The organism is Acinetobacter sp. YH12254 (genome assembly GCF_013417415.1).
Classification (GTDB): domain Bacteria; phylum Pseudomonadota; class Gammaproteobacteria; order Pseudomonadales; family Moraxellaceae; genus Acinetobacter; species Acinetobacter pseudolwoffii.
On the sequence record NZ_VPEB01000006.1, the window covers coordinates 111,625 to 137,954 of the forward strand.

The window sequence follows — 26,330 nt, forward strand, 5'->3', positions numbered from 1 at the left end:
AGAGAAACCTTGCAATTAACTGTTTTCATTAGGAATATATTTTAAACCCGAGTATAAGAATCAGATATTTTTTAATCAATCTACTATTTCTAATAATATGGTTTCTCTTTAATTTAAATAAAAAAGATATTAAAAAATAGGAATTAAATCCCATCTTTAAAATAAAAAAATCTATTTTTAATATAAATCTGCTTTGGTCACACGTTTTAAGGACGGATCTAGACGTTCCCGTTCCAACCGATCTACCCGAGTCAGTTGCGAACGGAACTTGGTACCCTCTTTAAACAGAATCATTTCACCCGGCTGAAAAGCGGTCCATTCCTCATTTTGTGTCAATGGCTCGGTGGTAATAACCGCAACCCTGTCCTTAGGCGTAGTGACCTGACTAAAGTCCACCTCGACATCAATATCAATCAGCTGTGCCGGTCTAAACGGGTATTCACGCACCAGCCAGTGCAATTTGGTAATGGCATAGCTAAACAGCGCCTGCCCATTGGAAAGACAGAAATTAAAAGTGCCGTGTTCTGCAATCGTAGGTGAAACCTCAGCAAGTAGTTCAAAGACCTGATCCAGACTCGGTTCATCATAACCAAAGCGTTTGACCAGCTGATCGAGCAAATAGCAAAAAGCGCGCTCACTATCAGTATTGCCGACTGGGGTAAAACGGCCACTCAGCACCGGAAAATACTCATGCAAATCGCCATTATGGGCAAAAATCCACTGCCGGCCCCACAGTTCGCGGCTAAATGGATGCGAATTTTCCAGATTGATTTTGCCTTGGGTGGCTTTACGGATGTGCGCAATCACATTACGGGATTTGATCGGATAGTTACGCACCAGCTCGGCAATCGGAGATTCAACCGCAGACTGGTTATCGACAAATAGGCGACAGGCTTTATCCTCAAAAAAAGCAATTCCAAAACCGTCGGCATGATCCGAGGTAATTCCGGCCCGCTGGGAAAACCCACGAAATGAAAAGGTAATATCCGTCGGGGTGGCACAATTCATTCCGAGCAGTTGGCACATGGTCTGGTTTCAGCTTTCTATTTTCTTAGATGCTTATTGTGCATGACTACCCGAGTCATTTCAAATAGCTATCAGTTATAAATAGAGATAAAAAAGAGCCTCAATTGAGGCTCTTTTCCGCAAAAAAACAACTTATGGACGAGGTGGATGGGCACGGTTGGTAATCAGTGTACCAACGCCATGATCGGTAAAAATTTCCAATAAGCTGGCATGTGGCACACGACCATCTACAATATGCGCGCTCACTACGCCACCTTTGACCGCATCCAGTGCACAGCCGACTTTAGGAATCATGCCACCATAGATCACACCTGTTTCAATCAGACGGTCAACTTCCTGAGTGCTTAAACCCGTCAGCAGGTTTTTATTTTCATCCAGAACACCTGTAATATTGGTCAGCAGAATCAGCTTCTCTGCACCTAGGGCTTCTGCGACTTTACCTGCCACCAAGTCTGCATTGATGTTATAGGTATTGCCTTCTTCATCCACACCCAGCGGTGCAATCACGGGAATGAAATCGCTGTTGGTGAACATTTCCAGCACATCGGTTTTTACGCCAACGACTTCACCGACCAGACCCAAATCAATTTGCTGAACCGAACCATCTTCAGCCACTTTTTCCATCAGCAGTTTTTGTGCACGAATCAGGTTGCCGTCTTTACCGGTCAAGCCAATGGCACGACCACCATGCTGGTTGATCAGGTTCACAATCGATTTATTGACACTACCGCCAAGTACCATTTCCACGACTTCCATCGTGGCAGGATCAGTCACGCGCATCCCGTCGATACGGTCTGATTCACGGCCCAACTGTTTCAGCATGGAATCGACTTGTGGCCCCCCACCATGCACCACAATCGGATTAATACCAACCGTTTTTAATAATACGATATCACGTGCAAATGAACTTTCCAGCTCAGGATCGGTCATCGCATTACCGCCGTATTTTACTACCAGGGTTTTACCCGCAAAGCGTTGAATATACGGCAAAGCTTCTGTCAAAATCTGTGCTTTGTCGATGCCTGTTTGTTGATTTGGCATTCGCCTCTCCTTATTGAGCATCTAAAATATCTTGAGCGATCTGTGGATAACGGTCACGCAACATGGCTACAAACAGCTGACGAATTTCATTCAGGCCCTGAGCATCATTGGCATCAAAGCGCACTGTGAAATACTCACCTGTATTGGATGCTCGAATGATGCCAAAACCATCCTCAAAATCAAGACGTATCCCATCAATTTTACTGATTTGCGCACGAATTCTTTCAGATTGCTGTTCAACAAAGTCTAAAAGTTCAACCGGATGCACATGATGCGTTGCAATATAAAGATCTTCGGTCCCATGCCGTTTCGGATAAGCCGCTAAAGCTTGTGCAAGACTTTGACCAGTTTGATCCAGATATTCCATGACTCTGAGCGCTGCATAGAGTCCATCATCATAGCCCCAGCCACGGCCATCATTAAAGACATAATGCCCGGCATATTCTCCACCAAAAATCGCCTGCTGCTGAGATTGTGCCAGATAAGTTCTCAGAAATGAGCTTCCGGTACGAATCATCACCGGCTCACCGCCCAAACGTTGCACGGTGTCTCGCACCAGGGTTGAACATTTGACATCATAAACAAACTTGCGTGGTGCTGAGTCAGTGAGGCAAATTTCGGCAAACAGGCACAGTAACTGATCCGCCGTGATAATCTGGCCCTGTGCATCAATCAAGACCACGCGATCGCCATCGCCATCCAGGGCAATGCCCAGATCAGCCTGCTGTTGCATGATGCTTTGGCGTAAAGTCTCCAGATGTTTGTCTTGCGAAGGATCTGGTGCATGGTCTGGAAAATGCCCATTGGCATCACAACGCAAAGCCATCACCGCACAACCCATTTTTTGAAGCACCAGATTGGCACAGCGCCCGGCTGAACCATTCAGACCATCCAGAACCACTTTAAATGAGCGCTTCAACTGGATATCTTTTAATATACCATGCTGATATTTTAGACAAAATTCTGGAATAACTTGATGAGTCTGTTCGTCTAGGCAAAGCTGCTGATTGCTATAATGTGGTTTGGCCAGATGAGCCACCTGCTGGATCATCTCTGGGCAAGGCGGCTCACCAGAGACAATCCATTTAATACCATTATCTTCTTTGGGATTGTGACTGGCCGTGACCATGATGCCATTGCCATCAAATTGCCGTGCGGTGAAATACAGCATCGGACTGGAACAACAACCGACAATGGTGGCTTCAATCGAATAAGCTTGAAAAATACGGCGAATGGTTTCTGCAAAAGCCGGACTGCTAAGCCGTGCATCATAGCCAATTGCGACACGTGTCTGTCCCGCAGCCTGATATTGCTGTGCTAAACCGTGAGCAATTGCATCGATAATCCCAGCACCCAGTACACTGACTTTACCGCGTATGTCATAGGCTCGAAAAATGTGCATGGGGAATAGATGATTCATAGATCCCATAAAACTGTTCTTTTCACTAAATATAAGGAGATATAAAATGACTTATTTCATCATCATGACTTTAAACATTTGTTTTTGTTTTAAGACCCGCTACTTTTAAACCATTTCAATGTAACAATCAATTATAAAAATATTACCGTTAACTGAATAATCAGAAAATTTCTGTGATGAAATAGTCCTTATTTAATTATATTTATTTTTAATTTCCCCGGCTAAAATTAAAATAAAGATATAAATTTCAATTTTGAATAACTCTATTTATATAGAAAATAAATTTTTATTTTTAACTCCATTTTAAGCGTCATATTATGTTTAGGATTTACTTTGTTGTATTTAAGAAATGACCTACATCCATTCATTGTTTGCAGGTCATCTTCTCTTTAGTTTTTACCGGTATGGCCAAAGCCACCAGCACCACGCTCAGTGGCTTCAAATTCACTGACCAGATCAAATTCAGCTTGTACTACCGGCACCAGCACATATTGCGCCAAACGTTCACCCGGCTCCAGACTGAAAGCAGTCTGACTACGGTTCCAGACCGATACCATCAATTCACCCTGATAATCTGAATCGATGAGACCTACCAGATTACCCAGCACAATCCCGTGCTTATGACCTAAACCTGAACGTGGCAAGATCAAACCTGCAAAAGCAGGATCTTCGATATAAATCGCCAAGCCTGTTTTCACTAAAACGGTTTGACCCGGTTCAATCACTGTCGTTTCATGGACGCAGGCACGTAAGTCCAATCCTGCTGAACCTGTCGTGGCATAAGTTGGTAATGGCCATTCCTGACCGAGACGCGAGTCAAGGACTTTCACCTGAACTTTCATGTGTTCATTCCTGTTGTTGCATTTAAAATATGTATAAGCGTTGAACTTTATCGTTTGATAAGATTGCGCAAATTATCCAGATAATGCTGCGCCTGTAATTTCGGATCGATATTACCCGCCAGCTTTTTCTTGCGACCTAACCATTCCAGTTCATCTTCCGGTAATTCATCCAGAAAACGGCTTGGAGTCATTTGCTTCATCTGTCCGCCAGCCTTGCGCTGTTCGGCCAAGGTAATGGTCAGACCCTGACGTGCACGGGTAATCCCGACATACATCAGGCGACGTTCCTCTTCAACCGTCTCCGCAGCAATCGAGTTCTTATGCGGCAGAATTTCTTCTTCCAGCCCGATCAGATAGACATAAGGGAACTCAAGCCCCTTAGAAGCATGTAAGGTTAACAAGTTGACTTTGTCAGTATCTTCTTCTTCCTGTTGCTGCTCCAGCATATCCAGCAGCACCATTTTACGAATCACGCTTTCAATATTTTTTTCATCGACATCTTCAGCGCGGTTAATCAGGCTTTGGATGCTGCTGTAAAGCACTTCAATATTGTCGAGCTTGGTTTTTTCCTGTGCCGGCGTGGCTGCAGTTTCCTTGATGTAATCGATATAACCTGCTTCAATCATCATCTGACGGATGATCGGTACCGGTTCATCATCATCAAGTAAATTGCGGGTAAAGCCCTCAATGAAGTCGGCAAACTCTGCCAATTGTGTGGTGGCCTTTTTCGGAATCGCCATGGTCAAACGCTGATCCGCTGCCGCAGCCAGCAGTGACAGGTTATTTTCCTGAGCAAAGAGACCCAGTTTTTCCAGTGTCACCGGCCCAATGGCACGTTTTGGCGTATTGATAATCCGTAGGAAAGCGCTGTCATCTTCAGGGTTAATGATCAGGCGTAAATAACTCATCATGTCCTTGATTTCGGCACGCGCGAAAAAAGATTGACCGCCAGACAATTTATACGGAATCTGCATCTGACGGAGATGGGTTTCTAAAATACGCGCCTGAAAATTGCCGCGATATAATACCGCATAATCTTTCCAGCTTTTCCCATTCATCAATTTATGCGTGATCAGGTCTTTGACCACGCGTTCTGCTTCATCATCATCATTACGGCAAGTAATCACCCGGATCACTTCACCATGGCCTTTGTCTGACCAGAGTTTTTTATCAAAAATATGCGGGTTATTGCCAATCACGGTGTTGGCTGCTTTAAGAATACGACTGGTCGAACGATAGTTCTGTTCCAGTTTAATCACTTTTAAATTCGGGAAATCTTGTTGCAGCAAGGCCATATTTTCCGGTTTAGCCCCACGCCAGGCATAGATGGACTGGTCATCGTCGCCTACGGCGGTGAACTGCCCCATTACGCCAACCAGCAATTTCACCAGAATATACTGTGCAGTGTTGGTGTCCTGATATTCATCGACCAGCAAATAACGCACCCGGTTTTGCCATTTATCCCGTACTTCGGCATTTTCCTGTAGCAGACGTGTCGGCATCACGATCAGGTCATCAAAATCTACGGCATTATAGGCACGCAGATTACGTTCATAAAGCTGATATAAATGCGCAAACTGGACATCTTCGGCAGTTTCACAAGTGGTATGCGCCTGCTCGGGTGGAATCAGATCATTTTTCCAGTCCGAGATCATTTTCATGGCTTTGGCAATCAGTTCTTTGCTTTCTGCACCGGATAAATTGTCACGATGCATCAAATCCATCAGAATACGTTTGCAGTCGTCAGCATCCAGAATCGAAAAATTATTTTTAAGGGGGGTATGTTTCAGCTCCAGACGCAGCATATTCAGGCCAAAGGTATGGAAAGTCGAAACTGAAACGCCTTTACTTTCTTCACGGGTTAACAATTTGCTGACACGCTCTTTCATCTCACGTGCCGCTTTGTTGGTAAAGGTCATTGCAGTAATACGATGCGCAGGAATCCCGCAATGCTTGACAAGATATGCGATTTTTCGCGTGATCACTGAAGTCTTGCCTGAACCCGCTCCTGCAAGTACTAACAAGGGTCCTTGAGTGTATTTCATGGCTTCAAGTTGCTTGTCATTTAACTGACTGGCGAGTGACATATGGCTTCCTCTTCTAGATTCGGCTCCGATTATAGTCATCTCTGCCTCAGTTGCCTAATTTAAAATACGATTAATCAGGTCAATGTTCAGATATAAAAAAACCACCCGAAGGTGGTTTTTTTATATGCGTTTAAAGATTATTGAACAGCATATACCGCGATTTCTACACGACGGTTTTGTTCTTTACCCGCCGCAGTTGTATTGTCTGCGATCGGGTTGGCTGAACCTAAACCTTGAGCATTAATACGTGTACGTGAAACACCTTGACCTGATAAATAAGTTGCTACAGAGTTAGCACGTGCTTGAGACAACGGGATGTTGATTGAGTCATTACCGGTACTGTCTGTATAGCCAGTGACCAAAATACCGCTGTTGTTATCTTCGGTTAATACTTGAGCCACTTTATTCAAAGTGCCATAGAAGTTTGGTTTGATGTTCGATTTGTTGGTATCAAATGTAATGCTACCTGGCATTACAAGGTTAATCGAACCATCTGCATTACGGTTAACATCTACGCCAGTTCCGGCTGTTGCTTGACGTAATTTTTTCTCTTTGTTATCAAGATAAACACCTGCTGCACCACCAACAACAGCACCAATCGCTGCTGCACGGTTGTTTTGACGGCTGGTATTCGCATTACTCTTAGAAACACCGTAACCTGCTGCAGCACCAATTAAAGTACCTAAAGCAGCTTTATCATATTCCACACCACCGAGGTTATTACCAGTTGATTGACAACCTGTAAGTGCTACGGCCCCTGCTACAGCTGCTGAAATTACTAGTGCACGCATCGCATGACTCCTTATTGTATGCTTTGTTGTATAAGCGAAATAATGATTTAAATTGAACGGGATAACCATTGAATTTTTGTTAATAATAAATCGTTTCGCAATATTTTGTAATGTTTATATGTAACTAAAACAATGGACTTCATCACAATATCTTCATAGTTAGGCCTTTAGGCTTTTTTATTTGCCTCACTCTCATTATATTATTCAAAATATGAAAAAATTTAAGCGATTAATCTCTGGGGACTGTTTGGATATGTCATCGAATAGCAATAAACAAGCAACTTTAAAAAAACTTACACGTGGCTTGGCTGTCACCTCAGTGATGACAGGCAGTACTTTTTTTCATGGCCCTCCGGTTCTGGCGCTGGGTTTTACCAAGTTTTTTAAAAAATCTGCAAAAGTTGATGAAACCAATATCAAGATTACCAACAGCTGGTTAGGCGTCAATAATTGGCTGATTGACAATGTGCTCAACAATACCGAATGGCAAATAACAGTAGATGAATCACTTGATTTAAATATGCAGGGCCGTTATTTGATGACCTGTAATCATCAAAGCTGGGTCGATACCACCGTCAATCAGTACTTCGGCTTGACCCGTATGCCGCTGACGCGTTTTTTTACAAAATGGGAACTTATTTTTATTCCTTTTGTCGGTCAAGCCTTTAAAATCTTAGGTTTTCCGATGATGAAACGGCATAGCAAGGAACAGATTGCTAAAAATCCTGCGCTAAAATACCGCGATATGGAAGAAGCACGTAAATCCTGTGAGCAGCTGATCAGTCAGCCCTTTACCCTGTTAAATTATCTGGAAGGCACGCGTTTTACCCAAGACAAACATGATCAGCAGCAGTCTCCTTACAAATACTTACTTAAACCTAAGGCCGGTGGTCTGGCTTTGGCGCTGAGTATTCTCGGCGATAAAATTGATGCGCTGGTCGATATGACCATCGTTTATCCGGACGGTATTCCGGGTTATGGTGAATTTTGGTTAGGTGAAGTGCCACGAATTGCGGTAAATTTAAGAAAAATTGAGATTCCTGACTGGGTACTCGGCGGCAATTATGAAGATGATGCTGAATACCGTGCACGTTTCCAGAAATGGATTGATCAAATCTGGACTGAAAAAGATCAACTAATAGCGCAAATGCAGCAGAACTTTGACCAAAGCGCTGTCTGATTTTTTGCCTGAGTAACTATGAAGAACGACAATCCCGACATCACCTCTAGCTCATTTAAGTTTATTCGTAAAGGCACCTGGGGCTGGAAAGTTGCACTGATTTACGACATTTTTATGATGGTCTTAATCATCATTAATCTATTTTGTCTCAGTGCCAATGCCATTTTAATGAGCGATTTTGGTCAATGGTTGTTTGACTTCATTCGTTTACCGGAAATCTTGCAGTTTTATAAAAGTGATTTACGCCCTTGGGTGGTCATTACTGAGGGCTGGTTTACCACCTTCCTGATCTGTGAATTACTGGCACGTTGGGGCATTGCCATTGTTCAGCGCCATCATCGGCGCTGGTGGTTTTTTCCATTCGTACATTGGTATGAAATTCTCTCCATTATTCCACAACTGCGCTTTCTGCGTCTGTTACGTGCGGTCGCGATTGGCTATAACTTGCATAGTCACGGTTATAAAGTCATTCCCGAGCGCTGGTATCGTCAAGGCAATTTTTATTACAACATGCTCATGGAAGAACTTTCCAGCCGTGTGGTGCTGACTGTACTGGACGGTATTAAGCGTGAACTCAGCACCAGTACATCACATAAAAAATTGATTGATGATTTGGTAGAACATCATCGTAAATTACTGGCAGTTGCCTTGGCAGACATCTTGCAGGAATCTTTGGGTAAAGAGTTGCAGGCACAACGTTCCATGATTGCTAAAAATGTCGGGCAAGTAGTCAATCAAGCCATTGAAGACACCCCGGAACTGACCCAGTTATTGCGATTAATTCCACTTGTCGGTAGCCGGATTGAACAACAAATTCAAAGTATTGGCCAACGTCTAGGGGAAAATATCACCCAAGGTCTGATTGATCCCTTTACTCATACCGGCCAAAAAGAAAATCCGACTTTTACCCTAATTTCAGATAAAATCAGCCAGATTCAGATTGAACATAATCCACATATTGATAAGTTGGTCGAATCGGCTGTTTTTGAAACACTTGAAGCGATCCAAAAACAGGTGAAAGTCAAACAGTGGCAACAGATTTTAGAAGAACATGAGCAAAATCAGCGCTCAATAGATAGATAACATTTAAAGTGCAGAACCAGATAAAATCATCCGGTTCTGTTGGCATAAAAAAATAACTGAGATCGCTAGAGAATTACGCCAATTTGTTCTAGGATTTGCACTATTTACAACATTGCTTCGACATAAAACCAGCAAGTCAGAAGTATTTAAGGAAGAATTATGGCTGATATACGGATAAAAGGCAGAATGGTCAATGCAATACGCATTAGCTTAGATACCAATGATCATGATGCCATCCGCCAGCAACTTAGCCCAAAATTACAAGCTGCATTCCCATCTGGCACTTTGGCCGTCATTGAAAGTTCAGTTGAACAGGAACTGATTGCCCTGATTCAGCTGTTAATCGACTTAGATGTACAGCCAATGGCCGTGACTGAGGGTTTACTGGGTGATCAGGCGCGTTCCATTCAGTTCCCGGTTCTGCCACCCGATCGCCAGTTAGAAGAAGTGAAAGCCACGAAAGAACAGGTGGTAGAAGTTAAGCCAGAAGCAGCGACAAGTGATGATCAGGCAGCTGCTGCCCCAATCGTTGCGCATGTGACCTCATATCATGATGAAATTCTGCGGACGGGCCAATGTATTGTGCAGCATAATGGCGACATTATTATCAATGCCGGCATCAACAGTGGTTCAGAACTGATTGCTTCAGGCAATATCCATGTGTATGGCAGCGCACGTGGTCGTGTCATTGCAGGTGTCGGGGGGAATACGGCAGCTCGTATTTTCTGTCACAGCCTTGAAGCAGAACTGATCTCGATTGCGGGAACCTATTGCGTAGCGGATGATATTCCCCCGCATGTCGTTAAGAAATCAGTGCATATTTACTTGAATGATCAACAAGAGCTTGTATTTGAAGCTCTACAATTTTAATGTATAAATAAATACCAAAAACCCCATTTTAAACAGGGGATTTGAACCATAACAGGAGTGGATTCGGTGGCGAAAATTGTTGTCGTAACGTCAGGCAAAGGTGGTGTAGGTAAAACTACAACAAGTGCATCTTTTGCAACAGGTTTAGCCCTACGCGGTCACAAAACTGTTGTGATCGATTTCGATGTAGGTTTACGTAACCTTGATTTGATTATGGGCTGTGAACGCCGTGTAGTTTATGATTTTGTGAATGTTTTAAATAACGAAGCACGATTACAGCAAGCACTGATTCGCGATAAAGATATTGAAAATTTATATATTTTACCTGCATCACAAACACGTGATAAAGATGCCTTAACAGATGAAGGTGTTGCTCGTGTAATGGATGAACTTTCGCAGGAATTTGATTACATTATCTGTGATTCACCTGCCGGTATTGAACGTGGTGCTATTTTGGCCATGTACCATGCTGATGAAGCCATCATTGTCACCAATCCTGAGATTTCATCAGTACGTGACTCTGACCGTATTATTGGCATGCTTGACAGTAAAACTAAAAAAGTAGAACAAAACGAAGGTCGCATTCGTAAGCATCTGTGTATTACCCGTTTCAACCCGGAACGTGCCGATAAACAGGAAATGCTGACGATTGACGATATTTCTAAAGATATTTTACGTGTACCGACCTTGGGCGTTATTCCTGAGTGTCCAAGTGTTTTACAGGCATCGAACGAAGGTAAGCCGGTGATTCTTTTTACTGAGGCTGCAGCAGGTCAGGCTTATGATGACCTCGTAGCACGTTTCCTTGGCGAAGAACGTCCTTACCGTCATATCGAGGTAAAACCTAAGGGCTGGTTAGCACGACTATTTGGAGCGTAGACATGGCAGGATTCTGGAGTAAACTTTTTAGTGGCGAGGATAAACCATCAAGCGCACGGACTGCTAAAGACCGTTTGAAGGTTATCGTTGCTTCCGAACAAGGCTTGGGTCGTCGCTTGAGCCAGGACAAAATTGATCAGATGAAGACAGAAATCATGCAAGTGGTCAATCGCTATGTACGTGGTGTCGATGAGCAGCATATTCAAATGTCGGTACGTTCTGAAGCCAATATTGAAATGCTTGAGATGAATATCAATTTACCTGAAGAACGATAATCTGATTTTTGATTGGTCAAGCAAATTGATTCAAGGCAAAATATGAGGCCGGATTAGTAAAGCACGGCTTTACCCGGCCGCAAGACGAGAAGCTAGGCTTCGAGTGGGCTGGTCGTAAATACTGCTTTACCCAGCCGCAAGACGAGAAGCTAAGCTTCGAGTGGGCTGGTCGTAAATACTGCTTTACCCGGCCGCAAGACGAGAAGCTATGCTTCGAGTGGGCTGGTCGTAAATACTGCTTTACCCGGCCGCAAGACGAGAAGCTAAGCTTTGAGTGGACTGGATCAGTAAATTAAAGCACGGCTTTTAAGGATTTACTCAATCCCAAGACTAGAAACAATGTTTCTAGTAGACAGAGTCAGCTCAAAAGACACTGTCTCTTGCTCATACAAATTTTGCCTTTTTTCATGCCGAAAAAACTACATTAGATCAAGGAAATTGCGATGGCATTATCTCAACCAGCGACCTTTAACGAAGAATGGTCAGATGAACGTGTATTTGCCTACCTGAATCAGCTTCCTCCTGCAGGTGTAAATGCTGACTTTCACGTGCTTTATCATGCTTTCAAGCATATGCGTCCATTTGATTATGAACGCCTGTTGACGAAATTTGTCGCTGATGGCCGTGATGTCAATGCAACCAATCCTGAAGGGCAACGCATTCATGACGTGATTGCCACCTTCCCGCGTCAAAGTGCCGAGTTCTTGGCGGTATTGGCAAAGTTTGCCTGATTTTAGCTACCGTATTAAAAAAGCCTGCAATTGCAGGCTTTTTTATGGTTCAGTATAAAGAAACTTAAACTAGAATCTCGCGTTTACCATTGGCCCCCATGCCACTGACAATACCATTCTCTTCCATCTGGTCAATGATCCGCGCAGCACGGTTATACCCCAGACTAAATTTACGCTGTAGCGAAGACGTTGAAGCCTTACGGGTTTCGAGTACAAATGCTACGCACTGATCATACAGTGCATCTCGATCTGGGCCACCCTCTCCACCCTCTTCAAAACCGCGATTTGATGGTTCCTCATCATACGGCGTCAGGATTTCATCGACATAATTGGGCGCACCACGTTCACGCCATGCATCACAAATCCGGTTCACTTCATCATCGGCAATAAAGGCACCATGCACACGCTCAGGCTCAATTTTACCAGGCCCCAGGAAGAGCATATCACCATGACCGAGCAAGTCTTCTGCACCGCCTGCATCCAGAATAGTACGTGAATCAATTTTTGAGTTGACACGCAGTGCTACACGGGTCGGAATATTGGCTTTGATTAAACCGGTGATCACATCCACCGATGGACGCTGAGTGGCAAGCAGCAAGTGAATACCGGCCGCACGGGATTTTTGTGCCAGACGCGTAATCATTTCTTCAGCTTTTTTACCGACCTGCATGATCATGTCAGCAAATTCATCCGCGACAATCACAATCGAAGGCAACGGCGTTAAACGCGGTGCACGCTCACCCACCACTGAATCGCTGGCCTTCCAGGTTGGATCGATCAGGTCTTCACCATTGGCAATCGCTTCTTCGACCTTGCGGTTATAGTCACTGAGTTTACGAATTTTCAGGAAAGACATCAGTTTATAGCGACGTTCCATTTCATTGACACACCAATTTAATGCGTTGACTGCATCTTTCATATCGGTGACGACTGGCGTCAATAAATGTGGAATATCATTATAGTTGGCCAGTTCCAGCTGCTTTGGATCGATCAGAATCAAACGCAACTGTTCAGGGCTGTATTTGAGCAACATCGATAGAATCATCGAGTTGACTGCCACCGACTTACCTGAACCCGTGGTACCCGCCACCAGCATATGCGGTGCCTTGCCCAAGTCAGCAATTACCGGATTACCGGAAATATCCTTACCCATTGCCATCGAAAGAATGCTGTTCGGATCAGTGAAGGCTGGAATGGTCAGAAGCTCGATCAAACGTACCATTTCACGGCTGCTATTTGGCACTTCAATCCCGATATACGGTTTACCGGGAATCACTTCAACCACACGTACCGATGCCATCGACATCGAGCGTGCCAAATCTCGGGAAATATTAGTGACTTTAGAGGCCTTCACACCCGGCGCCAGATCCAGTTCAAAACGTGTCACCACTGGGCCCGGCTGTGCTTCAACCACCTTGGCTTTGACATTGAATTCCTGCAGCTTGATTTCAAGCAGTTCAGATAAACGCGACAATTGTTCTTCAGTGAAATTCACTTTTTTATTCGGATCGACTTCATCCAGCAGGTCCAGACCCGGAAGAGGCGATAAATCTTTACGGCGCTCAGCCACCTGCATCGCACGTGACATCGGACGGCCTGAAGCATCAGTTAAAGGTGCATCAAAATCAAACTCGTCTTCATCTTGTGGTTTTCCAGCCGTTTCTTGCCAGGCTTCTACAAATTCTTCTTTAGATAAAGCCTCGCGTACTGCGGCATGAGTTGCAGAAGAATCAGATACCGGTTGTGCTATAACTTGATGCTGAATCGGGGCCTGTACAAAAGCAGAAGATTGCGCATAGCTAGAGGCACGTATAGTTTGTTTTGGCTCATCCTCTTCAATCAGCAAATCACCCAGGTCATCCAGATCGGCTTGCAATGCACTATTTTTGACTACATGTGCTGTTGCGACAGATGCCAGAACCGGCGCCGCGCTTGTAACTTCTTCGGCAAAGCTCTGGGGTTTTGCAGCAGGCGCAGCATTAAATGGACTATGCACATCTGTCGCCGTTTTTCCTTGTGGAACGGCAGCCAGAAGTTCATCAAAGATTTCATCATCATCCCAGTCCAGCCCAGTATGCGTAGCAGGCGCTGTTCTGGCTTGAACATGTTGAGACGGCGCAGCTTGAGAAACCGCCAAGTGTGAGGCTGGAGCACTATGCTGCTCTTCTTCGGCAGCTTTAAGTAATGCATCAATATCCTGTTTATGGCGCTGATCTTCACTGGAATGTAAGGCACGCCATACTTCGCCTGTTGCCACGACGCGGTCTGGCTGTTGCGGCACTTGCGGTGCTTGCTTCAATGTCTCGACTGGCTCAGAAGCCTGCTGTACAGCCTCAGGAATATCGTCATGTAACTGTGGCTGCTGCGATTCTTTATCAGCAAAATCATCAAATAAGCGTTCAGCAACCTGATCACGCACTACCGGATCGATGTCTACCAGTTCATGCTCAGGTGCAGGGGTTACTGCGACCATTTTCTTCGCAGCATTCACTGGCTCTTTTTTAATCACAGGCGCAGTCCGGTCAAAATCGGACATACCTTCAGGGATATTGCGATAGAACAGATCCTGTAAATAAGCCGGTGTTGCTTTGAGACTGCTCCAGGTCTTGTTCCACTTCACCCCAAAGGCCAGTGTAAATAACATCACCCAAAATACCAACAGGAAGAATGCAGCACCATATACCGTCAGCAACTGTTCTAAACTCTGGCCTAATTCATAGCCAATAATACCGCCGGAAGAGTTATCCAGCGTATCGGCAGGCACTTGCCAGAATAAAAACAGCAGTGCTGACGTGGTCAATAACAGGAAGAATTGCGCAGCATAGCGGAATGGCCGGTTCAGGAAGCTACGTGGCCACCAGACCTGAACCGCTTCCATAAACAGATAGACAGGAATCAGCAGGCTTGCCCAACCGAGAAAGCCAAACAAAAGGTCTGCAATCCAGGCACCCGCAACCCCACTGGCATTCGAAACGGTCTGCGTATCACTAGAGATATGCATCCATCCCGGATCAAATGGCGTATAGGTCACTGTTGCAAGAAACAGATAAATCCCAAATGAGACTAAAAATAATGTCATTACTAAGCGCTGTGCATAGGCACTCGACACCGCTGTCATATACTGTCCTGTAACCAATTCTTCATGAATATTCTTTTGCTTCAATGCTTGAAAAAAGCGACGCAATAAAAGGCATATTATGCACCTGTTCTGTGAAAAAAGATGCACTATTGTGCAAGCACACTGTGTACTTATTATATATAGCCCAAATCGATTTCAATGATCAATAATATCGACTTTAATCTCACCCCACTGTTATACAGTTTCACGTATAATTCAATAAATTTCTAAATAAAAAAGGATACAGCTGATGAGCGCACGTCACTCACGACTGATTATTTTAGGTTCTGGCCCCGCAGGCTACAGCGCAGCAGTCTATGCAGCGCGTGCAAACCTAAAACCAACCCTCATTGCCGGTTTGCAACTGGGCGGCCAATTGACCACGACCACGGACGTGGATAACTGGCCCGGTGATCCTGAAGGCTTAACCGGTCCAGCATTGATGGAGCGTATGCAGGCGCATGCAGAGCGCTTTGGCACTGAAATCGTGTATGACCATATCAATGAAGTAGATCTAAACCAGCGCCCTTTCGTATTGAAAGGCGATATGGACGAATTTACCTGTGATGCTTTAATCATCTGTACCGGTGCAACAGCTCAATATTTAGGTCTTGAATCTGAAGCTGCCTTTATGGGTCAAGGCGTCAGCGCTTGCGCCACTTGTGATGGTTTCTTCTACAAAAACCAGAAAGTCATGGTTGTGGGTGGTGGTAACACCGCTGTTGAAGAAGCCTTATACTTATCCAATATCGCTTCGCATGTGACTCTGGTTCATCGCCGTGATTCATTACGTTCTGAAAAAATCTTGCAAGATCATTTATTTGCTAAAGAAAAAGAAGGCAAGATCAGCATTATCTGGAACCATCAGGTGGATGAAGTTTTAGGGGATGCACAATCTGGTGTGACCTCGGTACGTATCAAGTCGACCCAGGATGACTCTACTCAAAACGTCGATGTAACGGGTATGTTTGTTGCCATTGGCCATAAGCCAAACAGTTCAATGTTTGACGGTCAGTTGCAGCTGCGCGACGGTTATATTCAGGTGCAAAGTGGTACTGCGGGTAATGCAACCCAAACTTCGGTACCGGGCGTATTTGCTGCGGGCGATATTGCTGACAGCATTTACCGTCAGGCCATTACTTCTGCGGGTTCAGGCTGTATGGCTGCACTCGATGCAGAAAAATATCTTGATGCGATGGGCAAACTAGACTAAGCAGCAAGAATAAAAATGCCGTCCATTATGGGCGGCTTTTTTATTGCTAGAATTAGCTTATGATTCATCTATAGTTTTATTTCAGGTTTGCCATGCATCTACTTCCTCCCTCACAATTTATCTTCCCTGACCCGATGCAGGTTGACCCTGAAGGCGAAGGACTGATTTGTATTGGTGCTGACCTCTCCCCTTCCACACTTTTTGAAGCCTATACCCATGGCTTATTTCCCTGGTTTTCTGAGGGAGAACCTATTTGCTGGTGGAGTCCGGAACCGCGCTGCATTATTCGGCCCCATGATTATCATCCAAGTAAATCCCTGATCCGCAATATGAAAAAATGGGATTATCAAATCACGGTCAATCATGCTTTTGAAAGGGTGATTCGTTCCTGCTCATTGCCGCGTGCTTATGCAGAAGATACCTGGATCAGTGAAGATATTATCGCAGGATACTGCGACATGTTCGATGCCGGATATGGCTATAGTATTGAGATCTGGGATGAAAATCGCATTGTAGGTGGGCTTTATGGTGTGACGATTGGACAGGGTTGTTTTGGTGAGTCCATGTTTAGTACACAGACCGATGTTTCTAAAATGGCTTTTTATACTTTAATGCTGATTGGACAGGAAAATAAGCTGCCCTGGATTGACTGCCAGTTGGTCAATGACCATCTTTTAAGCCTCGGCGCCTGTACACTTTCTCGCCAAGACTATCTTAATTCGTTACAAGATGTTGTAAAACAGCCTGCTATCGATTGGAAAAAGTATCAAGAGGGTGTATTTTCAAGTAAAACAATAGCGCAAAACGCGCGACTCAGTGAATGAAAATAACAGAGGGTACTTGTTATGAACTCTTATCAGCCAAAGTCCCTACTGAACGATTTACAGTATTATATTACGCCGCCGCACGATTGCAGCTACTTGCCCAACAAGTCGGCACGTATGGTTTTTCTGGATCCTGCGCATCGCATTGATGTGCTGACCCTGTCAGAACTGTCGCGCACCGGTTTCCGCCGCAGTGGCGATTTTGTTTATCGTCCGGAATGTCATCTGTGTCGTCAATGCTTATCTTCACGCGTGCCAGTGGCTGAATTTTCCATGAACAGTTCACAAAAAAAAGCCTGGAAACGCAATCAGGATCTTCGGGTGAAAATTACCAGTCCAGAGCAGGCCGGTGATACGCATTATGCGCTGTATGAACGCTATATCAATGAACGCCACGCAGATGGTGACATGTTCCCTCCGAGTCGCGATCAGTTCGAAAAGTTTTTATTGCAAAGTTGTACGGACAGCTTCTTTTTAGAATTATGGCTGGATGATCGCTTGATCAGTGTTTCCACCTGCGACTTGCTGGATGATGGCATCTCGGCTGTATATACCTTCTTCGATCCGGATGAAAATCGCCGCTCTCTCGGTGCATTTGCAATCTTGAAACAGATTGAACATGCGCAAAAACTTGGCTTGCAATTCATCTACCTCGGTTATTGGGTGCCACATTCCAACAAGATGAATTATAAATCTCAGTATCTGCCGCTAGAACTCTTGATTGATGGTCAATGGCGACGTTTAAACCGTGCGCTGAGTGAGCTGGAGATTCAGCACCTGGGAAACTCATTGATGACGACCTTACCCAGCGGATGGAATCACCAGATTATTAAATAAGGTCGTCAGTTTCTATTTGAACAGGCTAGCAAAGTCATCCGTACATGCCTTGACCATAATGATGGCATGTTCGCGTGTTCCGTTTGAACCCGGATAATAATTTTTGCGTAAATCAATCTGATGAAAGCCTGACTTCTCATAAAGCTTGATGGCAGCAATATTAGTTTCGCGCACTTCCAGGAAAATCTGCACCGGATTATTTTTCAGCATGGCGACTGAGGCATCCAATAATTGATAACCCAAGCCCTGACCTTGCTGGGCCGGATCAATTGCCATAAGCAGTAAATTGGCTTCATCCAGCACCGGTTGTAAAATACAAAATCCCAGCACCTGCCCTTGCTGCTCGATCACGGTACTTTGATAAGCAGTCACCGCATCTTCAAACTGTTTTAAAGTCCAGGGATGTGATTGAACAGATTTTTCAATCTTTGCAACGGCTGCTACATCCGCTGCTTGCATTAAACGAATCATCTTCGTTCATCTTATATAGAATTAACTTCCGCATTATAGAAACTTCATCCAAAAAATCGAGTAAAAAAAAGAGCAATTTCAATCGCTCTTTAATTTTCAGTCCTATTCAAGTCCGAGTTTGGCTTTCCAGACTGTTAACAGGCCATGTGTATCATGAGCATTTGGATGAAAGCCAGGTTTAAAGTACATTAACATTTCACGACCCATGCCCGTAATTACCCCTTTTGATGGGCTATACGCGTAGGTATATATCGATTTCAGCGATTCCAAATTCAATTGATTGTCCTGCTTGAGTAAACGTGCCAGAAAATAGCTTTGTACAACAGCTAAGGTTGCCATCGAAATGACCAAAGATGAGGTCCGTAGCGCATAGGCTTTTAAACCGTTACCAAAGACAGCTTCAAACACATCATAGGCCACCGCTTTATGTTCATTTTCTTCAATCGCATGCCACATCCACATATTTTTCATGGTTTTATCAGTCATCAGTTCCTGGATATGAGCGTTACTTAACAGCTGCGTTGCGATGGTCGCGGTAAAATGTTCCAGTGCTGTGGTTGCAGTCAAATCCACCATTTCTTGGCTAATACCAACTGGCTTCAGCAGTTTGGCCATGACTTTACGCGTGGTCTGAATCACCTGATCGGTATAATGATCCAGTGTCTCGACATCATGTCCATAGCGCTGTGCGGAGGCATTAAAACCGACATGTTCATGCGTGTGCATAGCTTCTTGACCAATAAAGGCAGAAATTTCTTTTTGCAATTCTGCATTATCTTTGATCGCTGGATGCTGACGCACGGCCCGAACGCTATCGATAAAGAACTTTTCACCTGCCGGAAACAGTGCAGATAAGGCGGTCATAAAATGCGTTAAACCGGCTGATCCATGCATCCAGTATTCCGGGACATGATCAAAATCAAAATTCATACGACGAACAGGAAAGCTTGCACCAGCACGCTCTGAAATTTTTACTTTTACGTTCATTGTAGGCTCCTTTCAAGCACAGCTGCCTGAATCTATTATTCGTTTTATTGAGCCTAGTTTTATTGATTTTTATCGTATAAATAAGTGCAGTTTAGGTCATCGCACTATCAGTTAAGGACACTCATGAGTGATTGTCTGACAAAAATCCAGACAAAAAAAACGCCTCAAAGAGGCGCTTTTTTTACACAATCAGCGATTATGCAGTTACTTTAGCAACTACACCAGCACCCACTGTACGACCACCTTCACGGATCGCAAAACGTAGACCTGGGTCCATTGCGATTGGGTGGATTAGCTCTACTGACATCTCAACGTTGTCACCAGGCATAACCATTTCCACGCCTTCTTTAAGCGCGATCGCACCAGTTACGTCCGTAGTACGGAAGTAGAACTGTGGACGGTAACCGTTAAGGAATGGAGTGTGACGACCACCTTCTTCTTTAGAAAGTACGTATACTTCCGCATCGAATTTAGTGTGTGGCTTGATCGCACCTGGTTTAGTCAATACTTGACCACGTTGTACGTCTTCACGCTTAGTACCACGTAGAAGAACACCACAGTTCTCGCCTGCACGACCTTCGTCAAGCAATTTACGGAACATTTCAACACCAGTAACTGTAGTTACTTGAGTATCACGGATACCAACGATTTCAACTGATTCGCCTACTTTAACAATACCAGTCTCTACACGGCCAGTTACTACTGTACCACGACCAGAGATTGAGAATACGTCTTCAATTGGCATAAGGAATGGAAGGTCGATAGCACGTTCTGGCTCTGGAATGTAAGAGTCAAGTGCTTCAACCAGTGCAACAACAGCGTCTTCGCCATACTGACCAGCTTCACCGTTAAGTGCAGCAAGTGCAGAACCGCGGATCACTGGAGTGTCATCGCCCGGGAAGTCATAAGTAGAAAGAAGTTCACGAACTTCCATTTCAACCAGTTCAAGAAGCTCTTCGTCATCTACAAGGTCGCATTTGTTCAAGAATACAACGATGTAAGGTACACCTACCTGACGAGAAAGCAGGATGTGTTCACGAGTCTGTGGCATAGGACCATCAGTCGCAGCACATACAAGGATCGCGCCGTCCATCTGAGCAGCACCAGTAATCATGTTTTTAACATAATCGGCGTGGCCCGGGCAGTCTACGTGAGCGTAGTGACGAGTTGGAGAATCGTATTCTACGTGTGAAGTATTAATTGTAATACCACGTGCTTTTTCTTCTGGTGCAGAGTCGATTGCAGCGTAATCACGCGCTTCGCCACCGAATTTTTTCGCACATACAGTTGCAATCGCAGCTGTTAAAGTTGTTTTACCATGGTCGACGTGACCAATTGTGCCCACGTTAACGTGTGGCTTATTACGTTCAAACTTAGCCTTAGCCATGAGATCTTCCTTTTTAAACTACTCATGCAGGATCACTGCATGAGCACTTGGGTTTAACTATGAATTAGTTTGGGCTTATAGTAATCGAAAGATTACTCGTCGTCACCTTTTTTACCGCCAGACTGGAACTTAGAAATGATGCCTTCAGCCACGTTACGTGGAGTTTCAGCATATTTAGCAAATTCCATAGAGTAAGTCGCACGACCTTGAGACATAGAACGCATATGAGTTGCGTAACCAAACATCTCAGCCAATGGAACTTCAGCACGAATGGCTTTAGTACCACCAGGTAAATCGTCCATACCCTGAACCATACCACGACGACGGTTTAAGTCACCCATGATATCGCCCATGTAGTCTTCTGGAGTTTCTACTTCAACTTTCATGATTGGTTCAAGCAAGATTGGATCTGCTTTCATGAAACCATCACGGAAGGCATAAGAACCCGCCATTTTGAACGATAATTCGTCAGAATCGACATCATGGTAAGAACCGTCGAACAATGTCGCTTTGATGCCCACTACTGGATAACCAGCAAGTACACCATTCTTCATACGTTCTTGGATACCCTTGTCAACCGCGCCGAAGAATTCTTTAGGTACTACACCACCTACAACTTCTTCAACGAATTCGTAGTCTTTACCAGCGTCCTCAGCAAGCGGTTCTAGACGTACGTATACGTGACCGAACTTACCTTTACCACCAGTTTGACGTACGAATTTACCTTCTTGTTCAACTGACTTTTTGATCGTTTCACGGTAAGAAACCATTGGTTTACCAATGTTGGCTTCAACACCGAATTCACGCTTCATACGGTCAACAATGATGTCAAGGTGAAGTTCACCCATACCAGCAATAATGGTTTGACCTGATTCTTCATCAGTACGTACGCGGAATGATGGATCTTCTTTCGCCAAACGACCTAAAGCAACTGACATTTTTTCTTGGTCAGCTTTAGTTTTAGGCTCAACTGCAAGTGCAATTACTGGCTCAGGGAATTCCATACGCTCTAGTGTAATTACGTGGTTTTCATCACATAATGTATCACCAGTCGTTGTGTCTTTAAGACCTACACATGCCGCGATGTCGCCCGCACGAATTTCTTCGATATCTTTACGGTCATTCGCATGCATCTGTACGATACGGCCAACACGCTCACGCTTCATTTTTACTGGGTTATAACACGGGCTACCCGCTTTAAGAACACCTGAGTAAACACGAACGAAAGTCAAGTTACCTACGAATTTGTCATTCATAATTTTGAATGCAAGTGCAGAGAACGGAGCTTCGTCAGACGCTTCACGAGAACCTTCAGATTCGTCTTTGTCGTCAAGGATACCCTTGATCGCTTCAACGTCAGTCGGTGCTGGCAAGAATTCAATTACAGCATCCAACATACGTTGAACACCTTTGTTTTTGAATGCCGAACCACAAAGCATTGGTTGAATTTCGTTTGCCAATGTACGCTTACGGATACCAGCAACGATTTCTTCTTTAGTTAGCTCTTCGCCTTCTAGGTACTTGTCCATGAGTTCTTCTGATGCTTCCGCAGCAGCTTCAACCATGTTAGTACGCCATTCTTCAGCAGTAGCAACTAAGTCAGCAGGGATGTCGCCATATTCGAATTGCATACCTTGAGATGCTTCATCCCAAATGATTGCTTTCATTTCGATTAGGTCAACAACACCCTGGAAGTTTTCTTCTGCGCCGATTGGAACAACGATTGGCACTGGATTACCGCCAAGACGTGTTTTAACTTGTTCAACAGCACGGAAGAAGTTCGCGCCAGTACGGTCCATTTTGTTAACAAACGCAATACGTGGAACTTTATATTTATTTGCTTGACGCCATACCGTTTCTGACTGAGGCTGAACACCACCTACAGCACAGTAAACCATGCACGCACCGTCAAGAACACGCATAGAACGCTCAACTTCAATCGTGAAGTCAACGTGTCCCGGGGTGTCAATTACGTTAATACGGTGTTGTTCGAACTGGTTCGCCATACCTTTCCAGAAGCATGTTACAGCTGCTGAGGTAATGGTAATACCGCGTTCTTGCTCTTGTTCCATCCAGTCCGTAGTTGCCGAACCTTCGTGAGTTTCACCAAGTTTATGGCTCTCACCTGTGTAGAACAAAATACGTTCAGAAGTGGTTGTCTTACCTGCGTCAATGTGCGCAGAAATACCAATGTTACGGTAACGAGAAATTGGGGTTTGACGTGCCATGATTTCTAGCATTCCTAAATTTTGTTGTTTAAAACAGGACGCTTTAAGCTGCATAGCAACTTAAAGCGCTTTGGTGACAAAACCATGACGGTTTTAGCACTTTCCTGAATAGGGCCTGTTTTATCTGCTTAGAAACGGTAGTGAGAGAATGCTTTGTTGGCTTCAGCCATACGGTGCACATCTTCACGTTTCTTAACCGCAGCGCCTTTGCCTTCAGATGCATCAAGCAACTCGCCAGCAAGACGTAAAGCCATAGTTTTTTCAGAACGCTTAGCAGCAGCATCTACTAACCAACGCATAGCTAGGGCAGTACGACGGGATGGGCGTACTTCCATAGGTACTTGGTATGTAGCACCACCAACACGGCGTGCTTTTACTTCGACCATAGGACGAACTTTTTCAAGAGTAGTCTCGAAAAATTCAACTGGGTCTACTTTAGATTTTTCTTGAACGCGGTCTAAAGCACCGTAAACGATACTTTCAGCAATAGATTTTTTACCATCTTGCATTACGTGGTTCATGAATTTAGCGATTGTTTGGCTGCTGAACTTAGGATCCGGAAGGATTTCACGAGCAGCGACTACGCGACGTCTTGGCATTTTAAACTACCTATAAAGATGACACTTCAGGTTTATCCAGCATGAGCACAAAGTGTCATGTGCATTCGCTGGCCTTACTACACGTCGCTTGAATTTCACAAAATTAAATGCAGAAATCAGACAAGCGAGACGATAAAGGATTGCGGTTCTACGTTCTTAAAATTTAATTCTCGACGAATTATTTCTTAGGACGTTTAGTACCGTATTTAGAACGAGACTGGTTACGATCTTTAACACCAGCACAGTCTAAAGAACCACGAACGGTATGGTAACGTACACCTGGTAAGTCTTTAACACGACCACCACGGATAAGAACAACACTGTGCTCTTGCAGGTTATGGCCTTCACCACCGATGTAGCTAGAAACTTCAAAACCTGAAGTTAAGCGAACACGGCAAACTTTACGCATTGCTGAGTTAGGTTTTTTAGGTGTAGTTGTGTAAACACGTGTACAAACACCACGGCGCTGTGGACAAGCCTTCAACGCAGGAACTTTAGATTTTTCAACTAAAGTCGTACGACCCTTACGGATCAACTGATTTGTTGTTGCCATTTGGCAATTCTCCCGTTAATAAAAAGCCCCAAAAACATACTGCTTTTTGAGGGCATGCAATTGTAATTCAAGATGTAAAATTGGTCAACCTGCTCAGGTCGACCAAATATAATAACAACTATACGCTATGCTGCTATTTTCTCTCAGAATTCATTTACTTTTTCGGATTCTTCGCAGTTTTTTTTGTAACATCTTGAGCTTTAGATGTTGTTGAGGCTGTTTCAGATGCAGAATCAGGATCCTCCTGCCCCTCTAGCCCCTCATTTTCCACGGTCTCCGATTCATTTTCAGCAGTATTATCTGCTTGTATCTCTGCTTCCACGTCAGGATCAAAAGAAGTTTTGGTTAAAGCAGGCTGTTGCGATTGTTTATCTGCCACAGGTTCAACCAATTCATCACTGAGGGCATCTAGACCTTCACTGACTTTTTCATCTTTTTTCACTTCAGCTTCTTCAGAACTGAGATCATTCTTTTCTTTCTTAACCAGTTTGACCTGAGTAATTGTATCATTGCCTTCAATTGTAATATCCTGATCCAGAATTGGCTCGTCTTTTGGCGCCTCGATCGACTGAGATGAACTGTCTAATAATTTAGGTGCAGCCTGTTGCAATAAATTGACTGCTTTTTCATAGGCCGCATAGGGAGACAATTGCGAATCTTGATGCTGAATCAGATATTGTCGAGCATGTGAGAAAGCTTCTTGAGCTTTCTGATTTACATCATCAACAAAACGGTGACTATAAACTGCTCCGATTCCAGCACTTGCCAATGGTGTCAATTTCGTTAATTTTTCTAAAATAGAAATTTTTGGCAGATTGTTCACCCATTCCCATTTTGCCTCGCCCTCATGGTTGTTTAACCATTGCTTGATGGCATTCATATCATTATCAGAACCTAGCATGGTCTGAAGCTGGGAAATATCGTGGGTTTTAATTGTATTACTCAGCGCTTTTAAGCCCAATAATAAGGTCTGCTTTTCAGCAATCAGGCCAAGGTCTAGCTGTCTAAAAATATGTTGTACGATTTCCTGATCATCATCTTTGCTCAGGTCAAAACCATAAGAACGACCGACCTGATAAATGGTACGTAGCGCCATTAACAAAGAAGCCGGAATATCAATCGCTGTACCAAGCACCCCAGAAGCACCGCTGATTGCACCCTGTACCGTTGCAATCCATTTGTTTTGCTCACCCAAAGCCTGTGAAATCCGCTTAGAACGATCGACATCCTGAGTCAACTCTTCCAAGTCTTTTGCCCCTGCTTCATTCAGAATGGTATCGACCGAACTGCTCTGGTTACTAAACTGGTTAAGGCGGTCATAAAAATAGTCTGATACTTTCTCCGTCAGTTCAGGAGAAACAAAATGTGCCACGTTATTGACGGTATTAAAACGGTGTCCTAGAAGCTGGCGAGATACATTTGGCAAATGTTCACGAAGCATTTGCTGTGGATTATCATATTTTTTAGCCGAAAAAACGCTTTTTGTCTTCGCCGAACCGTCAATCACCTGACCGGAATTTGACGGCTTAAGTGCTTTCGTCACCGAGTCTGGTGCAACATGATTCAATAAATCCAATCCGGTTGAACTGAACTTTTTCGCCACTCCAAAGGCATTCGAAATCAGACCATTAGATTGTTTATTATTAGCATTTACCATTTTTTACCTCAGCATTCACGTGCTTGTATTTGATATAAATACTAGGTGTAGTCAGCATTTATCTCAACTTTATTCTGTGTCATTTAGTAAAATCCCTACATGCCGACTCACAAACCCAACCGACTGTCACACGGCATAACATTTGCCATAAGATTTCAAAAGTCTTTCTGCTATCATGTTCTCCACCATGAAATAAGGCTAGAGGCCGGATTTGGCGATTTTATATAGCCC

At 44.1% G+C, this 26,330-nt stretch carries 23 protein-coding genes; 9 read left to right on the forward strand and 14 right to left on the reverse strand.

What is annotated here, in order from left to right; genetic code table 11:
* Positions 1-177: 177 nt before the first annotated feature.
* From FTV29_RS06130 to FTV29_RS06155, 6 genes are all read right to left on the reverse strand, one after another.
* Positions 178-1,026, reverse strand: a complete 849-nt coding sequence (locus FTV29_RS06130; RefSeq protein ID WP_159138473.1) for a class II glutamine amidotransferase — start codon at positions 1,024-1,026, stop codon at positions 178-180.
* Positions 1,027-1,158: 132 nt separating this feature from the next.
* Entirely contained in the window at positions 1,159-2,067 is a 909-nt protein-coding gene (argB, locus tag FTV29_RS06135; protein ID WP_005096046.1) for an acetylglutamate kinase, read from the reverse strand.
* Between the two features lie 10 nt (positions 2,068-2,077).
* Positions 2,078-3,496: a phosphomannomutase/phosphoglucomutase gene (locus FTV29_RS06140; RefSeq protein ID WP_034608695.1), complete on the reverse strand. Its 1,419-nt coding sequence runs from the start codon at positions 3,494-3,496 to the stop codon at positions 2,078-2,080.
* A 380-nt stretch (positions 3,497-3,876) separates the two neighbouring features.
* The gene (gene dut / locus FTV29_RS06145; RefSeq protein ID WP_005172331.1) at positions 3,877-4,329 is read right to left on the reverse strand and encodes a dUTP diphosphatase; all 453 of its coding nucleotides are present in this window, start codon (positions 4,327-4,329) and stop codon (positions 3,877-3,879) included.
* 47 nt (positions 4,330-4,376) lie between these two features.
* Positions 4,377-6,416 (reverse strand): UvrD-helicase domain-containing protein, encoded by a 2,040-nt coding sequence (locus FTV29_RS06150; RefSeq protein WP_005096042.1) that lies wholly within the window; start codon positions 6,414-6,416, stop codon positions 4,377-4,379.
* Between the two features lie 137 nt (positions 6,417-6,553).
* Positions 6,554-7,207, reverse strand: coding sequence for an OmpA family protein (locus FTV29_RS06155; RefSeq protein ID WP_005096041.1), 654 nt, complete (start codon positions 7,205-7,207; stop codon positions 6,554-6,556).
* A gap of 253 nt (positions 7,208-7,460) precedes the next feature.
* Between FTV29_RS06155 and FTV29_RS06160 the strand changes: the two genes are divergently transcribed.
* The 6 genes from FTV29_RS06160 to FTV29_RS06185 all read left to right on the forward strand — a co-directional run bounded on the left by FTV29_RS06160 (position 7,461) and on the right by FTV29_RS06185 (position 12,225).
* Positions 7,461-8,387, forward strand: coding sequence for an acyltransferase (locus tag FTV29_RS06160; RefSeq protein ID WP_005172334.1), 927 nt, complete (start codon positions 7,461-7,463; stop codon positions 8,385-8,387).
* Between the two features lie 18 nt (positions 8,388-8,405).
* Positions 8,406-9,470 (forward strand): hypothetical protein, encoded by a 1,065-nt coding sequence (locus FTV29_RS06165; RefSeq protein ID WP_005172337.1) that lies wholly within the window; start codon positions 8,406-8,408, stop codon positions 9,468-9,470.
* A gap of 159 nt (positions 9,471-9,629) precedes the next feature.
* Positions 9,630-10,340: a septum site-determining protein MinC gene (gene minC / locus FTV29_RS06170; protein ID WP_005096035.1), complete on the forward strand. Its 711-nt coding sequence runs from the start codon at positions 9,630-9,632 to the stop codon at positions 10,338-10,340.
* Positions 10,341-10,406: 66 nt separating this feature from the next.
* The gene (minD, locus tag FTV29_RS06175; RefSeq protein ID WP_005096033.1) at positions 10,407-11,219 is read left to right on the forward strand and encodes a septum site-determining protein MinD; all 813 of its coding nucleotides are present in this window, start codon (positions 10,407-10,409) and stop codon (positions 11,217-11,219) included.
* Positions 11,220-11,221: 2 nt separating this feature from the next.
* Positions 11,222-11,494 carry a cell division topological specificity factor MinE gene (gene minE / locus FTV29_RS06180; protein WP_005096032.1) on the forward strand — a complete coding sequence of 91 codons (273 nt, stop codon included), beginning with the start codon at positions 11,222-11,224 and terminating at the stop codon, positions 11,492-11,494.
* Between the two features lie 443 nt (positions 11,495-11,937).
* The gene (locus tag FTV29_RS06185; RefSeq protein WP_005096030.1) at positions 11,938-12,225 is read left to right on the forward strand and encodes a PA4642 family protein; all 288 of its coding nucleotides are present in this window, start codon (positions 11,938-11,940) and stop codon (positions 12,223-12,225) included.
* A gap of 64 nt (positions 12,226-12,289) precedes the next feature.
* Here FTV29_RS06185 and FTV29_RS06190 read toward each other — a convergent pair whose 3' ends face one another.
* Positions 12,290-15,343 carry a DNA translocase FtsK gene (locus tag FTV29_RS06190; protein ID WP_159138474.1) on the reverse strand — a complete coding sequence of 1,018 codons (3,054 nt, stop codon included), beginning with the start codon at positions 15,341-15,343 and terminating at the stop codon, positions 12,290-12,292.
* Between the two features lie 250 nt (positions 15,344-15,593).
* Between FTV29_RS06190 and trxB the strand changes: the two genes are divergently transcribed.
* The 3 genes from trxB to FTV29_RS06205 all read left to right on the forward strand — a co-directional run bounded on the left by trxB (position 15,594) and on the right by FTV29_RS06205 (position 18,217).
* The gene (gene trxB, locus FTV29_RS06195; RefSeq protein ID WP_005172342.1) at positions 15,594-16,556 is read left to right on the forward strand and encodes a thioredoxin-disulfide reductase; all 963 of its coding nucleotides are present in this window, start codon (positions 15,594-15,596) and stop codon (positions 16,554-16,556) included.
* Between the two features lie 92 nt (positions 16,557-16,648).
* On the forward strand, positions 16,649-17,380 hold the full coding sequence (aat, locus tag FTV29_RS06200) for a leucyl/phenylalanyl-tRNA--protein transferase (protein ID WP_005172344.1): 732 nt from the start codon (positions 16,649-16,651) through the stop codon (positions 17,378-17,380).
* A 21-nt stretch (positions 17,381-17,401) separates the two neighbouring features.
* Entirely contained in the window at positions 17,402-18,217 is an 816-nt protein-coding gene (locus FTV29_RS06205; protein WP_005096022.1) for an arginyltransferase, read from the forward strand.
* Positions 18,218-18,229: 12 nt separating this feature from the next.
* Here FTV29_RS06205 and rimI read toward each other — a convergent pair whose 3' ends face one another.
* The 7 genes from rimI to FTV29_RS06240 form a co-directional block, all read right to left on the reverse strand.
* Positions 18,230-18,688 carry a ribosomal protein S18-alanine N-acetyltransferase gene (gene rimI / locus FTV29_RS06210; RefSeq protein ID WP_005096020.1) on the reverse strand — a complete coding sequence of 153 codons (459 nt, stop codon included), beginning with the start codon at positions 18,686-18,688 and terminating at the stop codon, positions 18,230-18,232.
* A 102-nt stretch (positions 18,689-18,790) separates the two neighbouring features.
* Positions 18,791-19,675: a metal-dependent hydrolase gene (locus FTV29_RS06215; RefSeq protein ID WP_005096018.1), complete on the reverse strand. Its 885-nt coding sequence runs from the start codon at positions 19,673-19,675 to the stop codon at positions 18,791-18,793.
* A 196-nt stretch (positions 19,676-19,871) separates the two neighbouring features.
* Positions 19,872-21,062: an elongation factor Tu gene (gene tuf, locus FTV29_RS06220; RefSeq protein ID WP_005095265.1), complete on the reverse strand. Its 1,191-nt coding sequence runs from the start codon at positions 21,060-21,062 to the stop codon at positions 19,872-19,874.
* Between the two features lie 92 nt (positions 21,063-21,154).
* Complete coding sequence (gene fusA, locus FTV29_RS06225; RefSeq protein WP_005096016.1) at positions 21,155-23,290, reverse strand: elongation factor G; 2,136 nt, start codon at positions 23,288-23,290, stop codon at positions 21,155-21,157.
* 128 nt (positions 23,291-23,418) lie between these two features.
* Positions 23,419-23,889, reverse strand: coding sequence for a 30S ribosomal protein S7 (gene rpsG / locus FTV29_RS06230; RefSeq protein ID WP_004279240.1), 471 nt, complete (start codon positions 23,887-23,889; stop codon positions 23,419-23,421).
* Between the two features lie 178 nt (positions 23,890-24,067).
* On the reverse strand, positions 24,068-24,442 hold the full coding sequence (rpsL, locus tag FTV29_RS06235; protein ID WP_002050319.1) for a 30S ribosomal protein S12: 375 nt from the start codon (positions 24,440-24,442) through the stop codon (positions 24,068-24,070).
* Between the two features lie 154 nt (positions 24,443-24,596).
* A complete protein-coding gene (locus tag FTV29_RS06240) occupies positions 24,597-26,099 on the reverse strand; it encodes an EcsC family protein (protein WP_159138582.1) in 1,503 nt (500 codons plus the stop codon).
* Between the last annotated feature and the right edge of the window lie 231 nt (positions 26,100-26,330).